The organism is Rhizobium sp. BT03 (assembly GCF_030053155.1).
In the GTDB taxonomy this organism is placed as follows: domain Bacteria; phylum Pseudomonadota; class Alphaproteobacteria; order Rhizobiales; family Rhizobiaceae; genus Rhizobium.
Genome location: NZ_CP125640.1, coordinates 3,503,221 through 3,518,779 on the forward strand (window position 1 = coordinate 3,503,221; position 15,559 = coordinate 3,518,779).

The 15,559-nt window shown below is 61.9% G+C and carries 12 protein-coding genes; all 12 read left to right on the top strand.

Features of this window, described 5'->3' with window-relative positions:
• Window positions 1–171: 171 nt before the first annotated feature.
• The 12 genes from tolQ (at window position 172) to serA (ending at window position 15,522) form a co-directional block, all read left to right on the top strand.
• Window positions 172–891: a protein TolQ gene (gene tolQ / locus QMO80_RS17100; RefSeq protein ID WP_283197594.1), complete on the top strand. Its 720-nt coding sequence runs from the start codon at window positions 172–174 to the stop codon at window positions 889–891.
• A gap of 18 nt (window positions 892–909) precedes the next feature.
• A complete protein-coding gene (tolR, locus tag QMO80_RS17105; protein WP_003566333.1) occupies window positions 910–1,365 on the top strand; it encodes a protein TolR in 456 nt (151 codons plus the stop codon).
• 8 nt (window positions 1,366–1,373) lie between these two features.
• Complete coding sequence (locus tag QMO80_RS17110) at window positions 1,374–2,510, top strand: hypothetical protein (protein WP_283197595.1); 1,137 nt, start codon at window positions 1,374–1,376, stop codon at window positions 2,508–2,510.
• Window positions 2,511–2,531: 21 nt separating this feature from the next.
• A complete protein-coding gene (gene tolB, locus QMO80_RS17115; RefSeq protein WP_283197596.1) occupies window positions 2,532–3,839 on the top strand; it encodes a Tol-Pal system beta propeller repeat protein TolB in 1,308 nt (435 codons plus the stop codon).
• 153 nt (window positions 3,840–3,992) lie between these two features.
• On the top strand, window positions 3,993–4,529 hold the full coding sequence (pal, locus tag QMO80_RS17120) for a peptidoglycan-associated lipoprotein Pal (RefSeq protein ID WP_283197597.1): 537 nt from the start codon (window positions 3,993–3,995) through the stop codon (window positions 4,527–4,529).
• Between the two features lie 160 nt (window positions 4,530–4,689).
• The gene (gene ybgF, locus QMO80_RS17125; protein ID WP_283197598.1) at window positions 4,690–5,679 is read left to right on the top strand and encodes a tol-pal system protein YbgF; all 990 of its coding nucleotides are present in this window, start codon (window positions 4,690–4,692) and stop codon (window positions 5,677–5,679) included.
• Window positions 5,680–5,690: 11 nt separating this feature from the next.
• Window positions 5,691–7,172, top strand: coding sequence for a tRNA lysidine(34) synthetase TilS (gene tilS / locus QMO80_RS17130; RefSeq protein WP_283197599.1), 1,482 nt, complete (start codon window positions 5,691–5,693; stop codon window positions 7,170–7,172).
• A 97-nt stretch (window positions 7,173–7,269) separates the two neighbouring features.
• A complete protein-coding gene (ftsH, locus tag QMO80_RS17135; RefSeq protein WP_003590353.1) occupies window positions 7,270–9,201 on the top strand; it encodes an ATP-dependent zinc metalloprotease FtsH in 1,932 nt (643 codons plus the stop codon).
• A gap of 242 nt (window positions 9,202–9,443) precedes the next feature.
• Window positions 9,444–10,796 carry a phosphoglucosamine mutase gene (gene glmM, locus QMO80_RS17140; RefSeq protein ID WP_283197600.1) on the top strand — a complete coding sequence of 451 codons (1,353 nt, stop codon included), beginning with the start codon at window positions 9,444–9,446 and terminating at the stop codon, window positions 10,794–10,796.
• Window positions 10,797–11,645: 849 nt separating this feature from the next.
• Window positions 11,646–12,482, top strand: coding sequence for an outer membrane protein (locus QMO80_RS17145; RefSeq protein WP_088937669.1), 837 nt, complete (start codon window positions 11,646–11,648; stop codon window positions 12,480–12,482).
• Between the two features lie 184 nt (window positions 12,483–12,666).
• Window positions 12,667–13,845, top strand: coding sequence for a phosphoserine transaminase (locus tag QMO80_RS17150; RefSeq protein ID WP_283197601.1), 1,179 nt, complete (start codon window positions 12,667–12,669; stop codon window positions 13,843–13,845).
• Window positions 13,846–13,926: 81 nt separating this feature from the next.
• The gene (serA, locus tag QMO80_RS17155) at window positions 13,927–15,522 is read left to right on the top strand and encodes a phosphoglycerate dehydrogenase (protein ID WP_003590360.1); all 1,596 of its coding nucleotides are present in this window, start codon (window positions 13,927–13,929) and stop codon (window positions 15,520–15,522) included.
• The last annotated feature ends 37 nt before the right edge of the window (window positions 15,523–15,559 follow it).

The window sequence follows — 15,559 nt, forward strand, 5'->3', positions numbered from 1 at the left end:
GAGTTTGTGCGGTGCACGCCTTCCTTTGACCAAATTTGACGGCAAGAAGGCGGAAGATGAGCTTGGAAGCTTGACCAGGGCTTTGGGCGGCGGCCGCCGGACACTTCTTGCGAGATCACTTTGTGCCGCCCGGTCCAGCACCGGGCGTTTGGATTCGGGGATTTTGGATCAATGGAACAAGTAGGATTGGCAGCAGCAACGACGGACGTCAGCCTCTGGTCGCTTTTCATGCAGGCCGGCATCGTCGTCAAGCTCGTCATGCTCGGGCTCATCGCAGCCTCGGTGTGGACCTGGGCGATCGTCATCGACAAATATCTGGCCTATGGCCGCGCACGGCGCCAGTTCGACAAGTTCGAGCAGGTCTTCTGGTCGGGCCAGTCGTTGGAAGAACTCTACCGCTCGCTGTCGGACCGCAACAATACGGGGCTGGCGGCGATCTTTGTGGCGGCCATGCGCGAGTGGAAAAAATCCTTCGAGCGCGGCGCCCGTTCGCCGATCGGCCTGCAGATGCGTATCGACCGGGCGATGGATGTGACGCTGTCACGCGAATCGGAATTTCTCGGCGCCCGCCTCGGATCGCTGGCGACGATCGGTTCGGCCGGTCCGTTCATCGGCCTCTTCGGCACGGTCGTCGGCATCATGACTTCGTTTCAGGCGATCGCCGGTTCGAAGTCGACCAACCTTGCGGTCGTCGCGCCCGGTATCGCCGAAGCGCTGCTTGCCACCGCAATCGGCCTTGTCGCCGCTATTCCGGCGGTTATCGCCTACAACAAGTTCTCTGCCGATGCCGGCAAGCTCTCGGGCCGCATGGAAGGTTTCGCGGATGAATTCTCCGCCATACTTTCGCGCCAGATCGACGAGAAGCTGCAGCCGCGCGCTGCAGCTCAGTAACCAGCGGAGTATACTGACATGGGTATGGCTGTTGGAGGCAATGGCGGCGGGGGCGGCGGACGCCGCCGTCGCGGCGGTCGGAACAAGGCCGTGATTTCCGAAATCAACGTGACGCCGCTCGTCGACGTCATGCTCGTGCTTTTGATCATCTTCATGGTCGCCGCACCGATGATGACCGTCGGCGTGCCGATCGACCTGCCGGAAACGCAGGCCAAGGCGCTGAATTCCGAGACGCAGCCGATCACCATCTCCGTCAAGAACGACGGCGAGGTGTTCCTGCAGGAAACGCCGATCCCGGCCGCCGAGATCGCCGCCAAGCTCGAGGCGATCGCCACCACCGGCTACAACGAACGGATCTTCGTGCGCGGCGATGCGACAGCGCCCTACGGCGTCATCGCCGACGTCATGGCTCGTATTCAGGGCGCAGGCTTCAAGAATATCGGTCTCGTGACGCAGCAGAAGAAGGACCAATAGCGTTCAAGATGAAGACCAGCGTCGTCACATCTGCTGTTCTGCACTGCCTGGTGCTTACCTGGGCGATGGTGTCGCTTAGCGCGCCTGAATCCTTCAAGGTGGAGGATTTCGAGGCGATGCCGGTCGATCTCGTGCCGGTGGAATCGATCACCCAGATGCAGCAGGGTGACAAGAAGGCTCCGAAGAAGGAGACATCAGCGCCGGTGCCGACGACACGTCCGCCGATCGCGCAGCCGGCAGAGAACGCCGGCGACAACAATGTCGACCTGAAGACGCCGCCAGTCCCGAACGCCAAGCCGAGCAATAGCGAGGCTGCCGCGGCGAATTCGAGCGAAAAGCCGCAGCCGAAGACCGATCCCAAGCCGAATGACGTCAAGGACATCGTCAAGGAGGAAACGGAAGTCGAGCAGCCGAAGGAAGTCGCTTCCATTCCGCCGCCGAAGCCCGTCGAGGTGACGCCGCCGAAGCCCGAGGAAAAACCGCCGGAAGAGCAGGCCAAGCCCGATGAACCGCCGAAGCCCGATGCCGAGGCGCTGCCGGACAATGTGCCGACCCCGGTCGCCAAACCGCAGGTGAAACCGCCGGAACCGCAGAAGCCTGCCGAAAAGCCGCCGGAAAAGACCCCGGACCAGCCGAAGACCGCCGACACGCCGACCGACAAGAAGAAGGCCGACAAGAAGCAGGAAACGGCGAAATCCGCTTCATCGATGAAGAGCGACTTCAATGCCGACGAGATATCGGCGCTGCTGAACAAGACTGATCCTTCCGCCGGCGGCGCCAAGCGATCGACGCAGGAGGCATCTCTAGGGGCGAAGAAGAGCAACGGCGGCTCGAAGCTGTCTTTGAGCGAGATGGATGCGCTGAAGAGCGCCATCGCAGGGAACTGGTCGGTCGTTCCCGGCATGGAGGGTATGGGCGACGTTCGCATCAAGGTGCATATGAATCTTGATCAGGACGGCAATATCGTCGGCGAGCCGCAAGTCGAGGCGGTTGGCGGTGATAATGAGTCCACCCGCCGGGCCCTCGCCGGCGGCGCCTATCGCGCGATCATGAAATCGGCCCCCTTTTCGTCGCTTCCGAAAGACAAATACGATGCCTGGAGCGAAGTCGTCGTCAACTTCGATCCAAGCGATCTCGGAATTTAAATGCTGAAAGGCTTTTACTCCATGAACAAATGTTCCTTTATCCGCGCGATTGCGGTCGCTGCTGGTCTCATGACCATAGCCACGTTCGCAACGCCGGCAAATGCGCTCGTTGAAATCAACATCAATAAGGGTAACGTCCAACCGCTGCCGATCGCGGTGACCGACTTCCAGGGCGACATGGGCGCGCAGGTCTCGCAAGTCATCGCCGCCGACCTGCAGCGCTCTGGCCTCTTCGCGCCCATCAACAAAACCGCTTTCATCGAGAAGATTTCCAATCCTGACGCTTCGCCGCGCTTCGAGGACTGGAAGGTCATCAATGCCCAGGCACTGGTCACCGGTAGGGTTACCAAGGAAGCCGATGGCCGCCTTCGCGCCGAATTCCGCCTGTGGGATACTTTTGCCGGCCAGCAGATGACCGGTCAGCAGTTCTATACGCAGCCGGAGAACTGGCGCCGTGTGGCTCACATCATCGCCGATGCGATCTACAAGCAGATCACCGGTGAGGAAGGCTATTTCGACACCCGTGTCGTCTTCGTCTCCGAATCCGGCACCAAGCAGCAGCGCAAGCGCCAGCTCGCGATCATGGATCAGGACGGCTTCAACGTGCGCATGCTGACGGATGGTAGCGATCTCGTGCTGACGCCGCGCTTCTCGCCGAGCCGGCAGGAAGTCACCTACATGTCCTTTGCCAACCAGCAGCCGCGGGTCTACCTGCTGCAGCTCGAAACCGGGCAGCGCGAGGTGGTCGGCAATTTTCCTGGTATGACTTTCTCGCCGCGCTTTTCTCCTGATGGCCAGAAGGTGATCATGAGCCTGCAGCAGGAGGGCAACTCCAACATCTATACGATGGACCTGCGCTCGCGCACGACGACGCGGCTGACCTCGACGGCGGCGATCGACACCTCGCCCTCCTATTCGCCTGATGGTGCCCGCATCAGCTTCGAAAGCGACCGGGGCGGAAAGCCGCAGATCTACGTGATGAATGCCGATGGTTCCGGCCAAACCCGCATTTCCTTCGGCGACGGTTCCTATTCGACGCCGGTCTGGTCGCCGCGCGGCGATCTCATCGCCTTTACCAAGCAGGCCGGCGGCAAGTTCTCGATCGGCGTGATGAAACCCGACGGTTCCGGCGAGCGCATCCTGACGACCGGCTTCCACAATGAAGGCCCGACCTGGGCGCCGAACGGCCGCGTGCTGATGTTCTTCCGCCAGGCTGCAGGCTCAGGCGGGCCGCAGCTCTATTCGATCGATCTGACCGGCTATAATGAACAACTCGTCAAGACGCCGAGCTACGGTTCCGACCCGGCCTGGTCGCCGCTTATGGAGTAGCGGGTGCGGCAATGCCTTCATGTCGCCTCAGAATCATGAAAACCGGGCGACTACGGGACAAATCAGTAAATTGTTAACCATAAACTTTGAGGGGCGGTTAACCGAGTGCGGTTACTGTCCGGAAACCCTGATGAACTCGCAAGGAGACCGGCCATGAGCCGAATTCATACCCCGGCTATGAGCCGCATGCAGAATTTCGCCCGCAACCCCGTCATGATCGCGCTGGTCGCCGGTCTTGCACTTGCAAGCTGCGGTACCAAGAAGAACGGCGGCATGCCGAACAGCGCCGGCGATATGGGCCTCGGCGGCGGTGCGGCAACGCCGGGCTCGGCCCAGGACTTCACGGTCAATGTCGGCGACCGCATCTTCTTCGACACCGACTCCTCGTCGATCCGCGCCGATGCCTCGCAGACGCTCGACCGTCAGGCGCAGTGGCTCGCCCGCTACCCGAACTACCAGATCACTGTCGAAGGCCATGCCGACGAGCGCGGCACGCGCGAGTACAACCTGGCACTCGGCGCTCGCCGTGCGGCTGCCGCCAAGGATTACCTCGCCTCGCGCGGCGTCCCGGCGCAGCGCCTGAAGACGATCTCCTACGGCAAGGAACGTCCGGTCGCCGTCTGCGACGATATTTCCTGCTGGTCGCAGAACCGCCGTGCGGTCACGGTTCTCGGCGGCGCCGGCATGTAATCTGCCGATTTCGTTGGCTTTCGGAAAGGCGGTCCTCTCGGGGGCCGCCTTTCTTTTTGACCACACTTTGGCCAGACTCCGTTGCTTTTTGACAGCAATTGGAAAAATCTCCTGTTCGTGCCATCGAGGTGCGAAGAATCACTGGGACAGGACGATACATATGAAGAAACTTGTCGTGGCAGGCATGCTGTGCCTCGCGGCTGTAACCGGGAGCGAACGGGCGGCCTATTCCGCTTCGTTCTTTGGGCTGCATCTCGGCGGCCGATCCGCGGAAAACCAGTCGGCGCCGCCTGTTGTCAAAGTGCAGAGCGGCGACGCCGAGGTTCGCGTGCAGCAGCTCGAAGAGCAACTGCGGCAGCTGAACGGCCGGATCGAGGAGATGAGCTTCCAGCTGCTGCAGATGCAGGAGACGATCCGCAAGCAGCAGGAAGACAATGAATTCCGCTTCCAGCAGTTGGAAAAGACGGGCGCCAGCGGCGGCGGCGCCAAAGCTCCTGTCAAAAAGAGCGAGACCGATACCGCTCCGGCAGCTTCCGGCGGCGATGACGTTGCCAGGGTGATCCAAGCACCGCAGGGGGCCGAAACGGCTCCCTCCACCAACGTGCCTGGCAATAGCGGCCTCGGCCAGCCGCCGAAGGAGCTCGGCTCGATCGATTTCGATCAGAACGGCAATCCGGTCGGCGGAACCGTCGATGAAAATGCGGGAATGGGTTCCGGCCCTATCCCCGATGCCACTCCCGGCGCGCCGCAGCAGACTGCCTCGCTCGGCGGCGAGGCGGACCAGTACAAGGCGGCCTATGGTCACGTCTTATCCGGCGACTACAGCACGGCCGAACAGGAATTCACCCAGTACATCACCCGCTACCCGAGCAGCGCGCGGGCGGCGGACGCCAATTTCTGGCTCGGCGAAGCGCTCTATTCGCAGGGCAAGTACAACGAGGCGGCCAAGACCTTCCTCAATGCGCATCAGAAATACGGCACATCCGAAAAGGCGCCCGAGATGCTGTTGAAACTCGGCATGTCGCTTGCGGCGCTCGACAATACCGAGACGGCCTGTGCAACACTGCGCGAAGTCTCGAAGCGCTATCCGAAGGCTTCGCGTGCCGTCATAAGCAAGGTTGCGAGCGAACAGAAGCGCCTCGCCTGCTAAGGTCTTCCGGCATGTTTCCGGAAGCCCGATCGCCGCGAGAGGCGATCCTCCAGTTTCTCACCTCGCTTCAAAGCCCCGCACGCATTCTCGTCGCGATATCGGGCGGCAGCGATTCCACCGGCCTGCTTCTCCTTCTCGATGAAGCCGTGAAGGCCGCGCCCCATCTCAAAATCTCCCTATGCGCTGCGACCGTCGACCACGCGTTGCGCACCGGCTCCGCAGACGAGGCGCGAGAAGTCGCAGCCCTCTGTACGCCGCTCGGCATTGCCCACACCATCATGACCTGGCAGGGCGACAAGCCGAAAACCGGCATCATGGCCGCGGCCCGCGAGGCGCGTTACAGCCTGCTCGCCGAAGCGGCGGAAGCGTTTGGCGCCGATCTCATCGCCACCGGCCATACTCTCGACGATCAGCGCGAAACATTGCAGATGCGCGGCGTGCGAACGGAGCAGCTGTCATCAGGTATCGCCGATGCGGTGCTGTTCGACCGGCGGTTCTGGATTTTGCGGCCGCTTCTCTTTTCCAGCCGGGCAGATATCCGCGCTTTTCTCAAAGATCAGCGTGTTTCGTGGATCGACGACCCCAGCAATGAGGACGTAAAATACGAGCGGGTGCGGGTGCGCCGGCAGCTATCGACCGATCCTGCGATGGAGACGGATATTCGCGCGGCCTGGGAAGCACGGCTGGCTGTGTCGTCCGCAGCAGCCGAATGGCTTGACCGCCATTTCAGGCTTCATGGCGGTCTGCTTGGCCAGGTATCTGTCGATGGGTTGCGGCAGGATCGCGCAGTTCTGGACTATGCGCTCGGCCGCCTGACGGCGGTCTTCGGCGGGCAGGCATTCGCGCCGGGGAGGGCGCAGATGGAGCGCCTTCTCTCATTTGTCACCGGCGGGGAACCGGGGCGGATGACTGTCGGTCGAGTGGTGTTCGATCTGAGGCGTGACGGGCTCTATCTCTCGCGCGAGAGCCGGGGAATATTGCCGCTGGTGTTGCGACCGGGAGAGGCGGGGGTGTGGGATGGGCGGTTTGAAGCCGCAAACGGCTCCGGAGCGACCGTAAGGATAGAGGCGCAGGCCACCCGCTCCTCCCTCATTCCTGTGTCCTCAGGGCTTCGCCTGAGGGATGTCACAGGAATCCAGCCACCGCGCGTCGGCGCGGTGAATGACTCGACAAAACAGGACGAATCTCCCGCGCCCAAGGACTTGGGCGCGCTGGATTCCTGTGACGAGCACAGGAATGAGGGGGAGTGGAGCAGGGGCCTGCCCAAGTCCGCTTCGAAGCGTGCCGTCGCCTCAGCGCCGGCTTTTTCCGTCGATGGACACCCTCTATCTCTGGAATCCGCCGCAGCGATCCATCTCACACCCTATTTCGCACCCTTCGACCGCTTTTTGACACGATTTGATTTCATCTTTGCCAACAGGCTTTCGGCGGTTTTCGCGACGGCGCCCTATGCGAGGCCGCCTTTAAGAAGTATTGACGGAAAAACCATCTGACCTGGGGGATCGCCTTGGCAATCGCACGGCGCAACCCTATGTTAGAAACGAATAAGACGGTCGCCATGAGGCGGCTGTTCCAGTGCTGGGGAGTTCAATGAACCCTAACTTACGTAACTTCGCCTTGTGGGCGATCATAGCGCTTCTGCTGATCGCCCTTTTCAGTATGTTTCAGACGGCGCCGGCGCAGACGGGCTCCCGCGAAATCCCTTATTCGCAGTTCCTGCGTGAGGTCGATGCGGGCCGCGTGAAGGATGTCGTGGTCACCGGCAATCGGCTGAGCGGAACCTATCTGGAGAACAATAATAACTTCCAGACCTATTCGCCCGTCATCGACGACAGCTTGCTCGACCGTCTGCAGGCCAAAAACGTTGCTGTCACTGCGCGTCCGGAGACCGATGGGTCCTCCGGCTTTCTGAGCTACCTCGGAACGCTGCTGCCGATGCTGCTCATCCTCGGTGTCTGGCTGTTTTTCATGCGGCAGATGCAGGGTGGCTCGCGCGGCGCGATGGGCTTCGGCAAGTCGAAGGCCAAGCTGCTCACCGAAGCGCATGGCCGCGTGACCTTCGAAGACGTCGCCGGTGTCGACGAGGCCAAACAGGATCTCGAAGAAATCGTCGAATTCCTGCGGGATCCGCAGAAGTTCCAGCGTCTCGGCGGCAAGATCCCGCGCGGCGTGCTGCTCGTCGGCCCTCCGGGCACCGGCAAGACGCTGCTTGCCCGCTCGGTCGCCGGCGAAGCCAACGTTCCCTTCTTCACCATATCAGGTTCCGACTTCGTCGAAATGTTCGTCGGCGTCGGCGCTAGCCGCGTGCGCGATATGTTCGAGCAGGCGAAGAAGAATGCGCCCTGCATCATCTTCATCGACGAAATCGATGCCGTCGGCCGTCATCGCGGCGCCGGTCTCGGCGGCGGCAATGACGAACGCGAGCAGACGCTGAACCAGCTGCTGGTCGAGATGGATGGCTTCGAGGCGAATGAGGGCGTGATCCTGATTGCCGCCACCAACCGTCCCGACGTTCTCGACCCGGCGCTGCTGCGTCCCGGCCGTTTCGACCGTCAGGTCGTGGTGCCGAACCCCGATATCGTCGGCCGCGAGCGCATCCTCAAGGTGCATGCCCGCAACGTTCCGCTGGCGCCGAATGTCGATCTCAAGGTTCTTGCCCGCGGCACGCCCGGTTTCTCCGGCGCCGATCTGATGAACCTCGTCAACGAAGCCGCCCTGATGGCCGCCCGCCGCAACAAGCGCGTCGTCACCATGCAGGAATTCGAAGACGCCAAAGACAAGATCATGATGGGCGCCGAGCGCCGCTCCTCGGCCATGACCGAGGCGGAAAAGAAGCTCACCGCTTACCATGAAGCCGGTCACGCCATCACCGCGCTCAATGTCGCCGTCGCCGATCCGTTGCACAAGGCGACGATCATTCCGCGCGGCCGTGCGCTCGGCATGGTCATGCAGCTTCCCGAGGGCGATCGCTACTCGATGAGCTACAAGTGGATGGTGTCGCGCCTCTGCATCATGATGGGCGGCCGTGTCGCTGAAGAACTCACCTTCGGCAAGGAGAACATCACCTCCGGTGCCTCCTCCGACATCGAGCAGGCGACCAAGCTTGCCCGTGCCATGGTCACGCAATGGGGCTTCTCCGACCAGCTCGGTCAGGTCGCCTATGGCGAGAACCAGCAGGAAGTCTTCCTCGGCCACTCGGTTTCGCAGTCGAAGAATGTTTCGGAAGCAACCGCGCAGAAGATCGACAATGAAGTGCGCCGCCTGATCGACGAAGCCTATACCCAGGCCCGCACGATCCTGACCGACAAGCACGACGAATTCGTCGCGCTTGCCGAAGGCCTGCTCGAATACGAGACGCTGACCGGCGAAGAGATCAAGGCGCTGATCCGCGGCGAGAAGCCGTCGCGCGATCTCGGCGATGATTCGCCGCCAAGCCGCGGTTCGGCCGTTCCGAAGGCCGGCGCGCGGCCTGCCGCCAAGGGCGACGAACCCGAAGCCGGCCTCGAACCGCAGCCGCATTGAGCGGCTGAGACCATCTTGAACAAGGCCGGGTTTCCCCAGCAGGAGATCCGGCCTTTTCTATTGGTAACGGGATATAATCATTTTTCTTGCTAATTTACGTGCCGATCGCCGCATTTTGTGGCATTCCGCTGAATTGAGGCAAGCGTGAATCACGCTCCTGGATTGACGACATTCCACGGAAGCCGGATTCGCTTGGAACGGTGCGCTGCCTTGAATGGCGCGCGAAAAGCGCAGGAGAGCAGATGAAGAGACGCTATTTCGGTACGGACGGTATTCGCGGCCAATCCAACGTCTTCCCGATGACGCCGGATCTCGCCATGCGGGTCGGCATTGCCGCCGGCACGATCTTCCGCCGCGGCAACCACCGCCACCGCGTCGTCATCGGCAAGGATACGCGCCTTTCCGGTTATATGCTTGAGAACGCCATGGTCGCAGGCTTCACCGCGGCTGGTCTGGATGCCTTTATTCTCGGCCCGATTCCGACGCCTGCCGTCGCGATGCTGACGCGCTCGCTGCGCTGCGATATCGGCGTGATGATCTCGGCGTCGCACAATCCTTACGAGGATAACGGCATCAAGCTCTTCGGCCCTGATGGTTACAAGCTTTCCGACGACCTCGAAGCCGAGATCGAGGATCTGCTCGAAAAGGACCTGAACGCCCAGCTTGCCAAATCCGACGATATCGGCCGCGCCAAACGCGTCGATGGCGTGCATGACCGCTATATCGAACATGCCAAGCGCACGCTGCCGCGCGACGTGACGCTGCAGGGTCTGAGGATCGCGATCGACTGCGCCAATGGTGCCGCCTACAAAGTGGCGCCTGCCGTGCTCTGGGAGCTCGGTGCCGAAGTCGTCACCATCGGCAACGAGCCGAACGGCACCAACATTAATTTGAATTGCGGCTCCACGAGCCCGGTTGCGCTGCAGAAGAAGGTCGACGAAGTGCGCGCCGATATCGGCATCGCGCTCGATGGCGATGCCGACCGAGTCATCATCGTCGATGAAAACGGCTCGATCGTCGACGGTGACCAGTTGATGGCCGTCATCGCCGAGAGCTGGGCCGAGAACCAGCAGCTGCGCGGCAATGGCATCGTCGCCACCGTGATGTCCAATCTCGGCCTCGAGCGCTTCCTCGACGAGCGCGGCATGGCGCTTGCCCGCACGCGGGTCGGCGACCGTTACGTCGTCGAGCATATGCGCCAGCACAATTACAATGTCGGCGGCGAACAGTCGGGCCACATCGTGCTCTCGGACTACGGCACGACTGGCGACGGTCTGGTCGCAGCGCTGCAGATCCTGGCCGCGGTCAAGCGGACCGGCCGGACCGTCAGCGAGGTCTGCCGCCGCTTCGAGCCGGTGCCGCAGCTCCTGCGCAACGTGCGTATCAGCGGCGGCAAGCCGCTGGAGGATATCCAGGTGCAGAAGGCGATCGCCGATGCCGAAGCCGAGCTCGCCAAGAACGGCCGCCTCGTCATCCGCCCCTCGGGCACCGAGCCGCTGATCCGCGTCATGGCCGAGGGCGACGACCGCGCTCAAATCGAGCGTATCGTCAACGAGCTGATCGGCACGATCTCGAACGTGCGGACTGCCGCCTGATTCTTTGAGGCCACATCTGGCTCGACGGCAAGCCCGGCGACATGGTTTGGGGATGGGCGACGTCCTCTCTCCGCCCTCATCCTGAGGCGCCCCGCAGGGGCCTCGAAGGACGAGGTCGGCCACCGGGGCGCTATCCTACAATTCGGATGGCTGTGAGCGCAGCCAACCGCTTCGTCCTTCGAGGCCCCTGCGGGGCACCTCTGAAGGCTGATCGGTCTGCTTTGCTCGTGACGCTTTGCTCTACGGCAGAAAATCTAGCGCAAGTATCCAACCGCCCACCTCACCAAGTCAGTTTATGCGGGGACTGGCATTGTCTGGTTTCGCTAGCGGACGGCGTCCCTGACACGAGCGTCTGCGCTGTGAATGGGGTTCTTCCGCCCGCCCCACCCTCCGTCCTGCTCGGCCTTGAGCCGAGCATCCACACCGCGTCCCCAGTTGTTGCCGTATGGATCCCAGGCTCAAGGCCTGGGAAGACGGAGAGTGTGGTTAGCGTGCTCGCCAAACCCGCCGTCAGCGTGCAGAGACACACCACAGCGGTGCTTCGTTAGGCCGGCACTTACTACGCCCCCGCCAATTTATCACCACCGGTGATGATCATAGGCCCGTGTCACGGCCGGACGAAGATTACGGGAAAAGCTGGAGCGTTAACCAGCCAAATCGTCTCGTCAGGTCGTCCCTTCAAAGACTTACCGTGGAAATCCATGTTTCCTCTACCTGCAGCTTCAAGATCTACGGTAAATAATCGTGGTTAAGCAGCTTTTAACGTTTCCCATTCATTATCCATCCGAAGCGTATCAGTTTGGCAGCGACTTGAAGCCTGCCGACCCAACGGATTTTGGAGTGGGATCCATGAAAAGAAGCTTGTCCGGCATCTTTGCCGCATTGTTGATCGCGACAAACGCCTATTCCGCGGACCTCGCCCCTGCCGAGCCTATTCCGGAGCAGCCGCCCGAAGTGGCGGTCAGCGAAGCGACCGGCTGGTACCTGCGCGGCGATGTCGGTTATGCCTTCACCGATCTGCGCGGCGCCCGCTATTTCCAGGGCAGCAATGCCACCGAGGTCGATTTCGACGACGCTGACCTCGACGACGCATGGACGATCGGCGGCGGTGTCGGTTATCAGATCAACAGCTATCTGCGCACCGATCTGACCTTTGATTATCTGACGCAGGCGGATTTCAAGGGCTCGACGGTCGGACAGTGCGGCTTCCCGCTGGTGGATTGCACCTCGAGCGACCGCTCTTCGCTGACAGCCTATACGCTGCTCGCCAACGCTTACGTCGACCTCGGCACCTATGGCTACGTCACGCCTTATGTCGGCGCCGGTATCGGTGGTTCCTACGTCAAGTGGAAGAACCTGCGCAACGTCGCCTGCGCCGATGACGGCAGCTTCTGCGACGATCAGGTCACTCATGGCGGCAAAGGCAACTGGCGCTTTACTTACGCCCTCATGGCCGGCGCCTCGGTCGACGTGACCTGCAACTTCAAGGCCGATGTCGGCTACCGCTACCTGCATATCGATGGCGGCAACATGTTCGGCTATGCCGAAAATGGCGGTCCGGGCCGCGACAAGGGCCTCAGCGCCCATGAAGTCCGCGTCGGTGGCCGCTACCTCTTCGGCGGATGCGCCCAGGCGAGCTACGAACCGCCGCCGGAAATTCCGCTGCAGCCGGCGGTCTACAAGTAAGCTCAATTCGCGCCCATCAGAAACGCCGCCCGCCCGGGCGGCTTTTTGCTGCGTCAAGCGTGCCTGCGTCAAAATATCCTCTCTCTGCGACACTTCGATCTTGACTAAGGCGCCTGCTATCCATACACACGGCGGCGGGACACCCTTCCCCAACGAAGGGCTTTCTATCTGAGAGGATAGCATCATGGCAAAGACCGCAAAGCCGGACATCCGTCCGAATAATACTCATTTTTCTTCTGGCCCCTGCTCGAAGCGCCCCGGTTGGTCGCTCGAGGCTCTTTCTGACGCGGCCCTTGGCCGTTCGCACCGTGCGAAGGTCGGCAAGACCAAGCTGAAGCAGGCCATCGACCTTACCCGTGAAATTCTTGACGTGCCGGCGGATTACCGCATCGGCATCGTTCCGGCGTCCGATACCGGCGCCGTCGAAATGGCGCTCTGGTCGCTGCTCGGCGAACGCGGCGTCGACATGCTCGCCTGGGAAAGCTTCGGCGCCGGCTGGGTCACCGATGTCGTCAAGCAGCTGAAGCTCAAGGACGTCCGCAAGCTCGAAGCCGGTTACGGCGAGCTTCCCGATCTCTCCGCCGTCGATTTCGACCGCGATGTGGTCTTCACCTGGAACGGCACCACGTCAGGCGTGCGCGTGCCGAACGCCGATTTCATTCCGGCCGACCGCAAGGGCCTGACGATCTGCGATGCCACTTCGGCGGCTTTCGCCCAGGAACTCGATTTCGCCAAGCTCGATGTCGTCACTTTCTCCTGGCAGAAGGTTCTGGGCGGCGAGGGCGCCCACGGCGTCATCATTCTTTCGCCGCGCGCCGTTGAGCGCCTCACCACCTATACGCCGGCCTGGCCGCTGCCGAAGATCTTCCGCATGACCTCGGGCGGCAAGCTGACGGAAGGCATCTTCCAGGGCGAGACGATCAACACGCCGTCGATGCTCTGCGTCGAGGACTACATCGATGCGCTTGTCTGGGCCAAGGGCCTCGGCGGTCTCAAGGCGCTGATCGCGCGCGCCGATGCCAATGCCAAGGTCATCCACGATTTCGTCGCCGCCAACGACTGGATCGCCAATCTCGCCGTCAAGGCGGAAACGGCCTCCAACACCTCCGTCTGCCTGAAGATCGTCGACAAAGACATCACGGCGCTCGACGACGACGGCCAGGCGGCTTTCGCCAAGGGCCTGGTCGGCCTCCTGGAAAAGGAAGGCGTCGCCTATGACGTCGGACACTATCGCGACGCGCCGTCCGGCTTGCGTATCTGGGCCGGCGCCACGATCGAGGCATCCGACATGCAGAAGCTGATGCCCTGGCTTTCCTGGGCCTTCGAAACACAGAAGGCGCAACTCGCTCAGGCAGCCGCTTGACGTGATCGCATCCGGCTCCGCCACAGGGCGGAGCCCGCATCTCCATTCATTCATCGCTGAACACTTTTGAAGGAGGCCACAATGGCACCTCGCGTTCTCGTATCCGACGAATTGTCGGAAACCGCCGTCCAGATCTTCCGCGACCGCGGCGTCGAAGTCGATTTCGAACCGCAGCTCGGCAAGGACAAGGACCGTCTGCTCGACGTCATCGGCAAATATGATGGTCTGGCCATCCGCTCCGCCACCAAGGTGACGGAAAAGATCATCCAGGGGGCGACGAACCTCAAGGTCGTCGGCCGCGCCGGTATCGGCGTCGACAATGTCGATATTCCGGCCGCTTCGCGCCGCGGCATCATCGTCATGAACACGCCTTTCGGCAATTCGATCACCACGGCCGAACACGCGATCGCGCTGATGTTCGCCGTTGCCCGCCAGCTTCCGGCAGCCGATACCTCGACGCAGGCCGGCAAATGGGAGAAGTCGAAATTCATGGGTGTCGAGATCACCGGCAAGACGCTCGGCGTCATCGGCGCCGGCAATATCGGCTCGATCGTCTGCGCCCGCGCCATCGGCTTGAAGATGCATGTCGTCGCCTATGACCCGTTCCTGTCCAAGGAGCGCGCCGAGGAGATGGGCGTCACCAAGGTCGAGCTGGACGAGCTTTTCGCCCGTGCCGATTTCATCACGCTGCATGTGCCGATGACCGACAAGACGCGCGGCATCCTCAACAAGGAAGCGCTGGCAAAGACCAAGCCCGGCGTGCGCATCATCAATTGCGCCCGCGGCGGCCTGGTCGATGAAGCAGCGCTGGCCGAAGCCATCAAGTCCGGCCATGTCGCGGGTGCTGCCTTCGACGTGTTCGAGGTCGAGCCGGCCAAGGAAAGCCCGCTCTTCGGCCTGCCGAACGTCGTCTGCACGCCGCATCTCGGGGCTTCGACGACCGAGGCGCAGGAAAACGTTGCTCTCCAGGTCGCCGAGCAGATGGCGGACTACCTCGTCAAGGGTGCGGTCTCCAACGCCATCAACATGCCGTCGATCACCGCGGAAGAAGCACCGATCCTGAAGCCCTTCATCCGCCTCGCCGACGTTCTCGGCGCTTTCGTCGGCCAGGTCACCGAGGAGCCGATCAAGGAAATCGAGATCCTCTATGACGGCATTACCGCCAACATGAACACGCGGGCGCTGACGAGCGCGGTGCTCGCCGGCCTCATCCGCCCGCAGGTCGCCGACGTCAACATGGTTTCGGCGCCGATCATGGTCAAGGAAAAGGGCGTCGTGCTTTCCGAGGTCAAGCGCGACAAGACAGGTGTCTTCGACGGCTATATCAAGCTGACGGTGACGACCGAGAGCATGACGCGTTCGGTCGCTGGCACGGTGTTTTCGGATGGCAAGCCGCGCTTCATCCAGATCAAGGGCATCAACCTCGATGCCGATGTCGGCTCGCACATGATCTACATCACCAATACCGACGTCCCTGGAATGATCGGCTTCATCGGCACGACGCTTGGTACCGCTGGCGTCAACATCGCCAACTTTCAGCTTGGCCGCGACAAGCAGGGCGGCGACGCCATCGCTCTGCTCTATGTCGACGGCGACGTGGATGAAGCCGTGCTTGGGGAACTGACTGCTCACCAGGCGATCCGCCAAGCGAAGCTACTGACCTTCAATATCGACTAATGCAGGTCGCCGGGAAGTGTGCAGCACTTCCCGGATA

What these genes read in the sequence shown, in the direction of transcription:
- tolQ (WP_283197594.1), top strand. Translation starts at nt 172, where the DNA reads ATGGAACAAGTAGGATTGGCAGCAGCAACGACGGACGTCAGCCTCTGG.
- tolR (WP_003566333.1), top strand. Translation starts at nt 910, where the DNA reads ATGGGTATGGCTGTTGGAGGCAATGGCGGCGGGGGCGGCGGACGCCGC.
- QMO80_RS17110 (WP_283197595.1), top strand. Translation starts at nt 1,374, where the DNA reads ATGAAGACCAGCGTCGTCACATCTGCTGTTCTGCACTGCCTGGTGCTT.
- tolB (WP_283197596.1), top strand. Translation starts at nt 2,532, where the DNA reads ATGAACAAATGTTCCTTTATCCGCGCGATTGCGGTCGCTGCTGGTCTC.
- pal (WP_283197597.1), top strand. Translation starts at nt 3,993, where the DNA reads ATGAGCCGAATTCATACCCCGGCTATGAGCCGCATGCAGAATTTCGCC.
- ybgF (WP_283197598.1), top strand. Translation starts at nt 4,690, where the DNA reads ATGAAGAAACTTGTCGTGGCAGGCATGCTGTGCCTCGCGGCTGTAACC.
- tilS (WP_283197599.1), top strand. Translation starts at nt 5,691, where the DNA reads ATGTTTCCGGAAGCCCGATCGCCGCGAGAGGCGATCCTCCAGTTTCTC.
- ftsH (WP_003590353.1), top strand. Translation starts at nt 7,270, where the DNA reads ATGAACCCTAACTTACGTAACTTCGCCTTGTGGGCGATCATAGCGCTT.
- glmM (WP_283197600.1), top strand. Translation starts at nt 9,444, where the DNA reads ATGAAGAGACGCTATTTCGGTACGGACGGTATTCGCGGCCAATCCAAC.
- QMO80_RS17145 (WP_088937669.1), top strand. Translation starts at nt 11,646, where the DNA reads ATGAAAAGAAGCTTGTCCGGCATCTTTGCCGCATTGTTGATCGCGACA.
- QMO80_RS17150 (WP_283197601.1), top strand. Translation starts at nt 12,667, where the DNA reads ATGGCAAAGACCGCAAAGCCGGACATCCGTCCGAATAATACTCATTTT.
- serA (WP_003590360.1), top strand. Translation starts at nt 13,927, where the DNA reads ATGGCACCTCGCGTTCTCGTATCCGACGAATTGTCGGAAACCGCCGTC.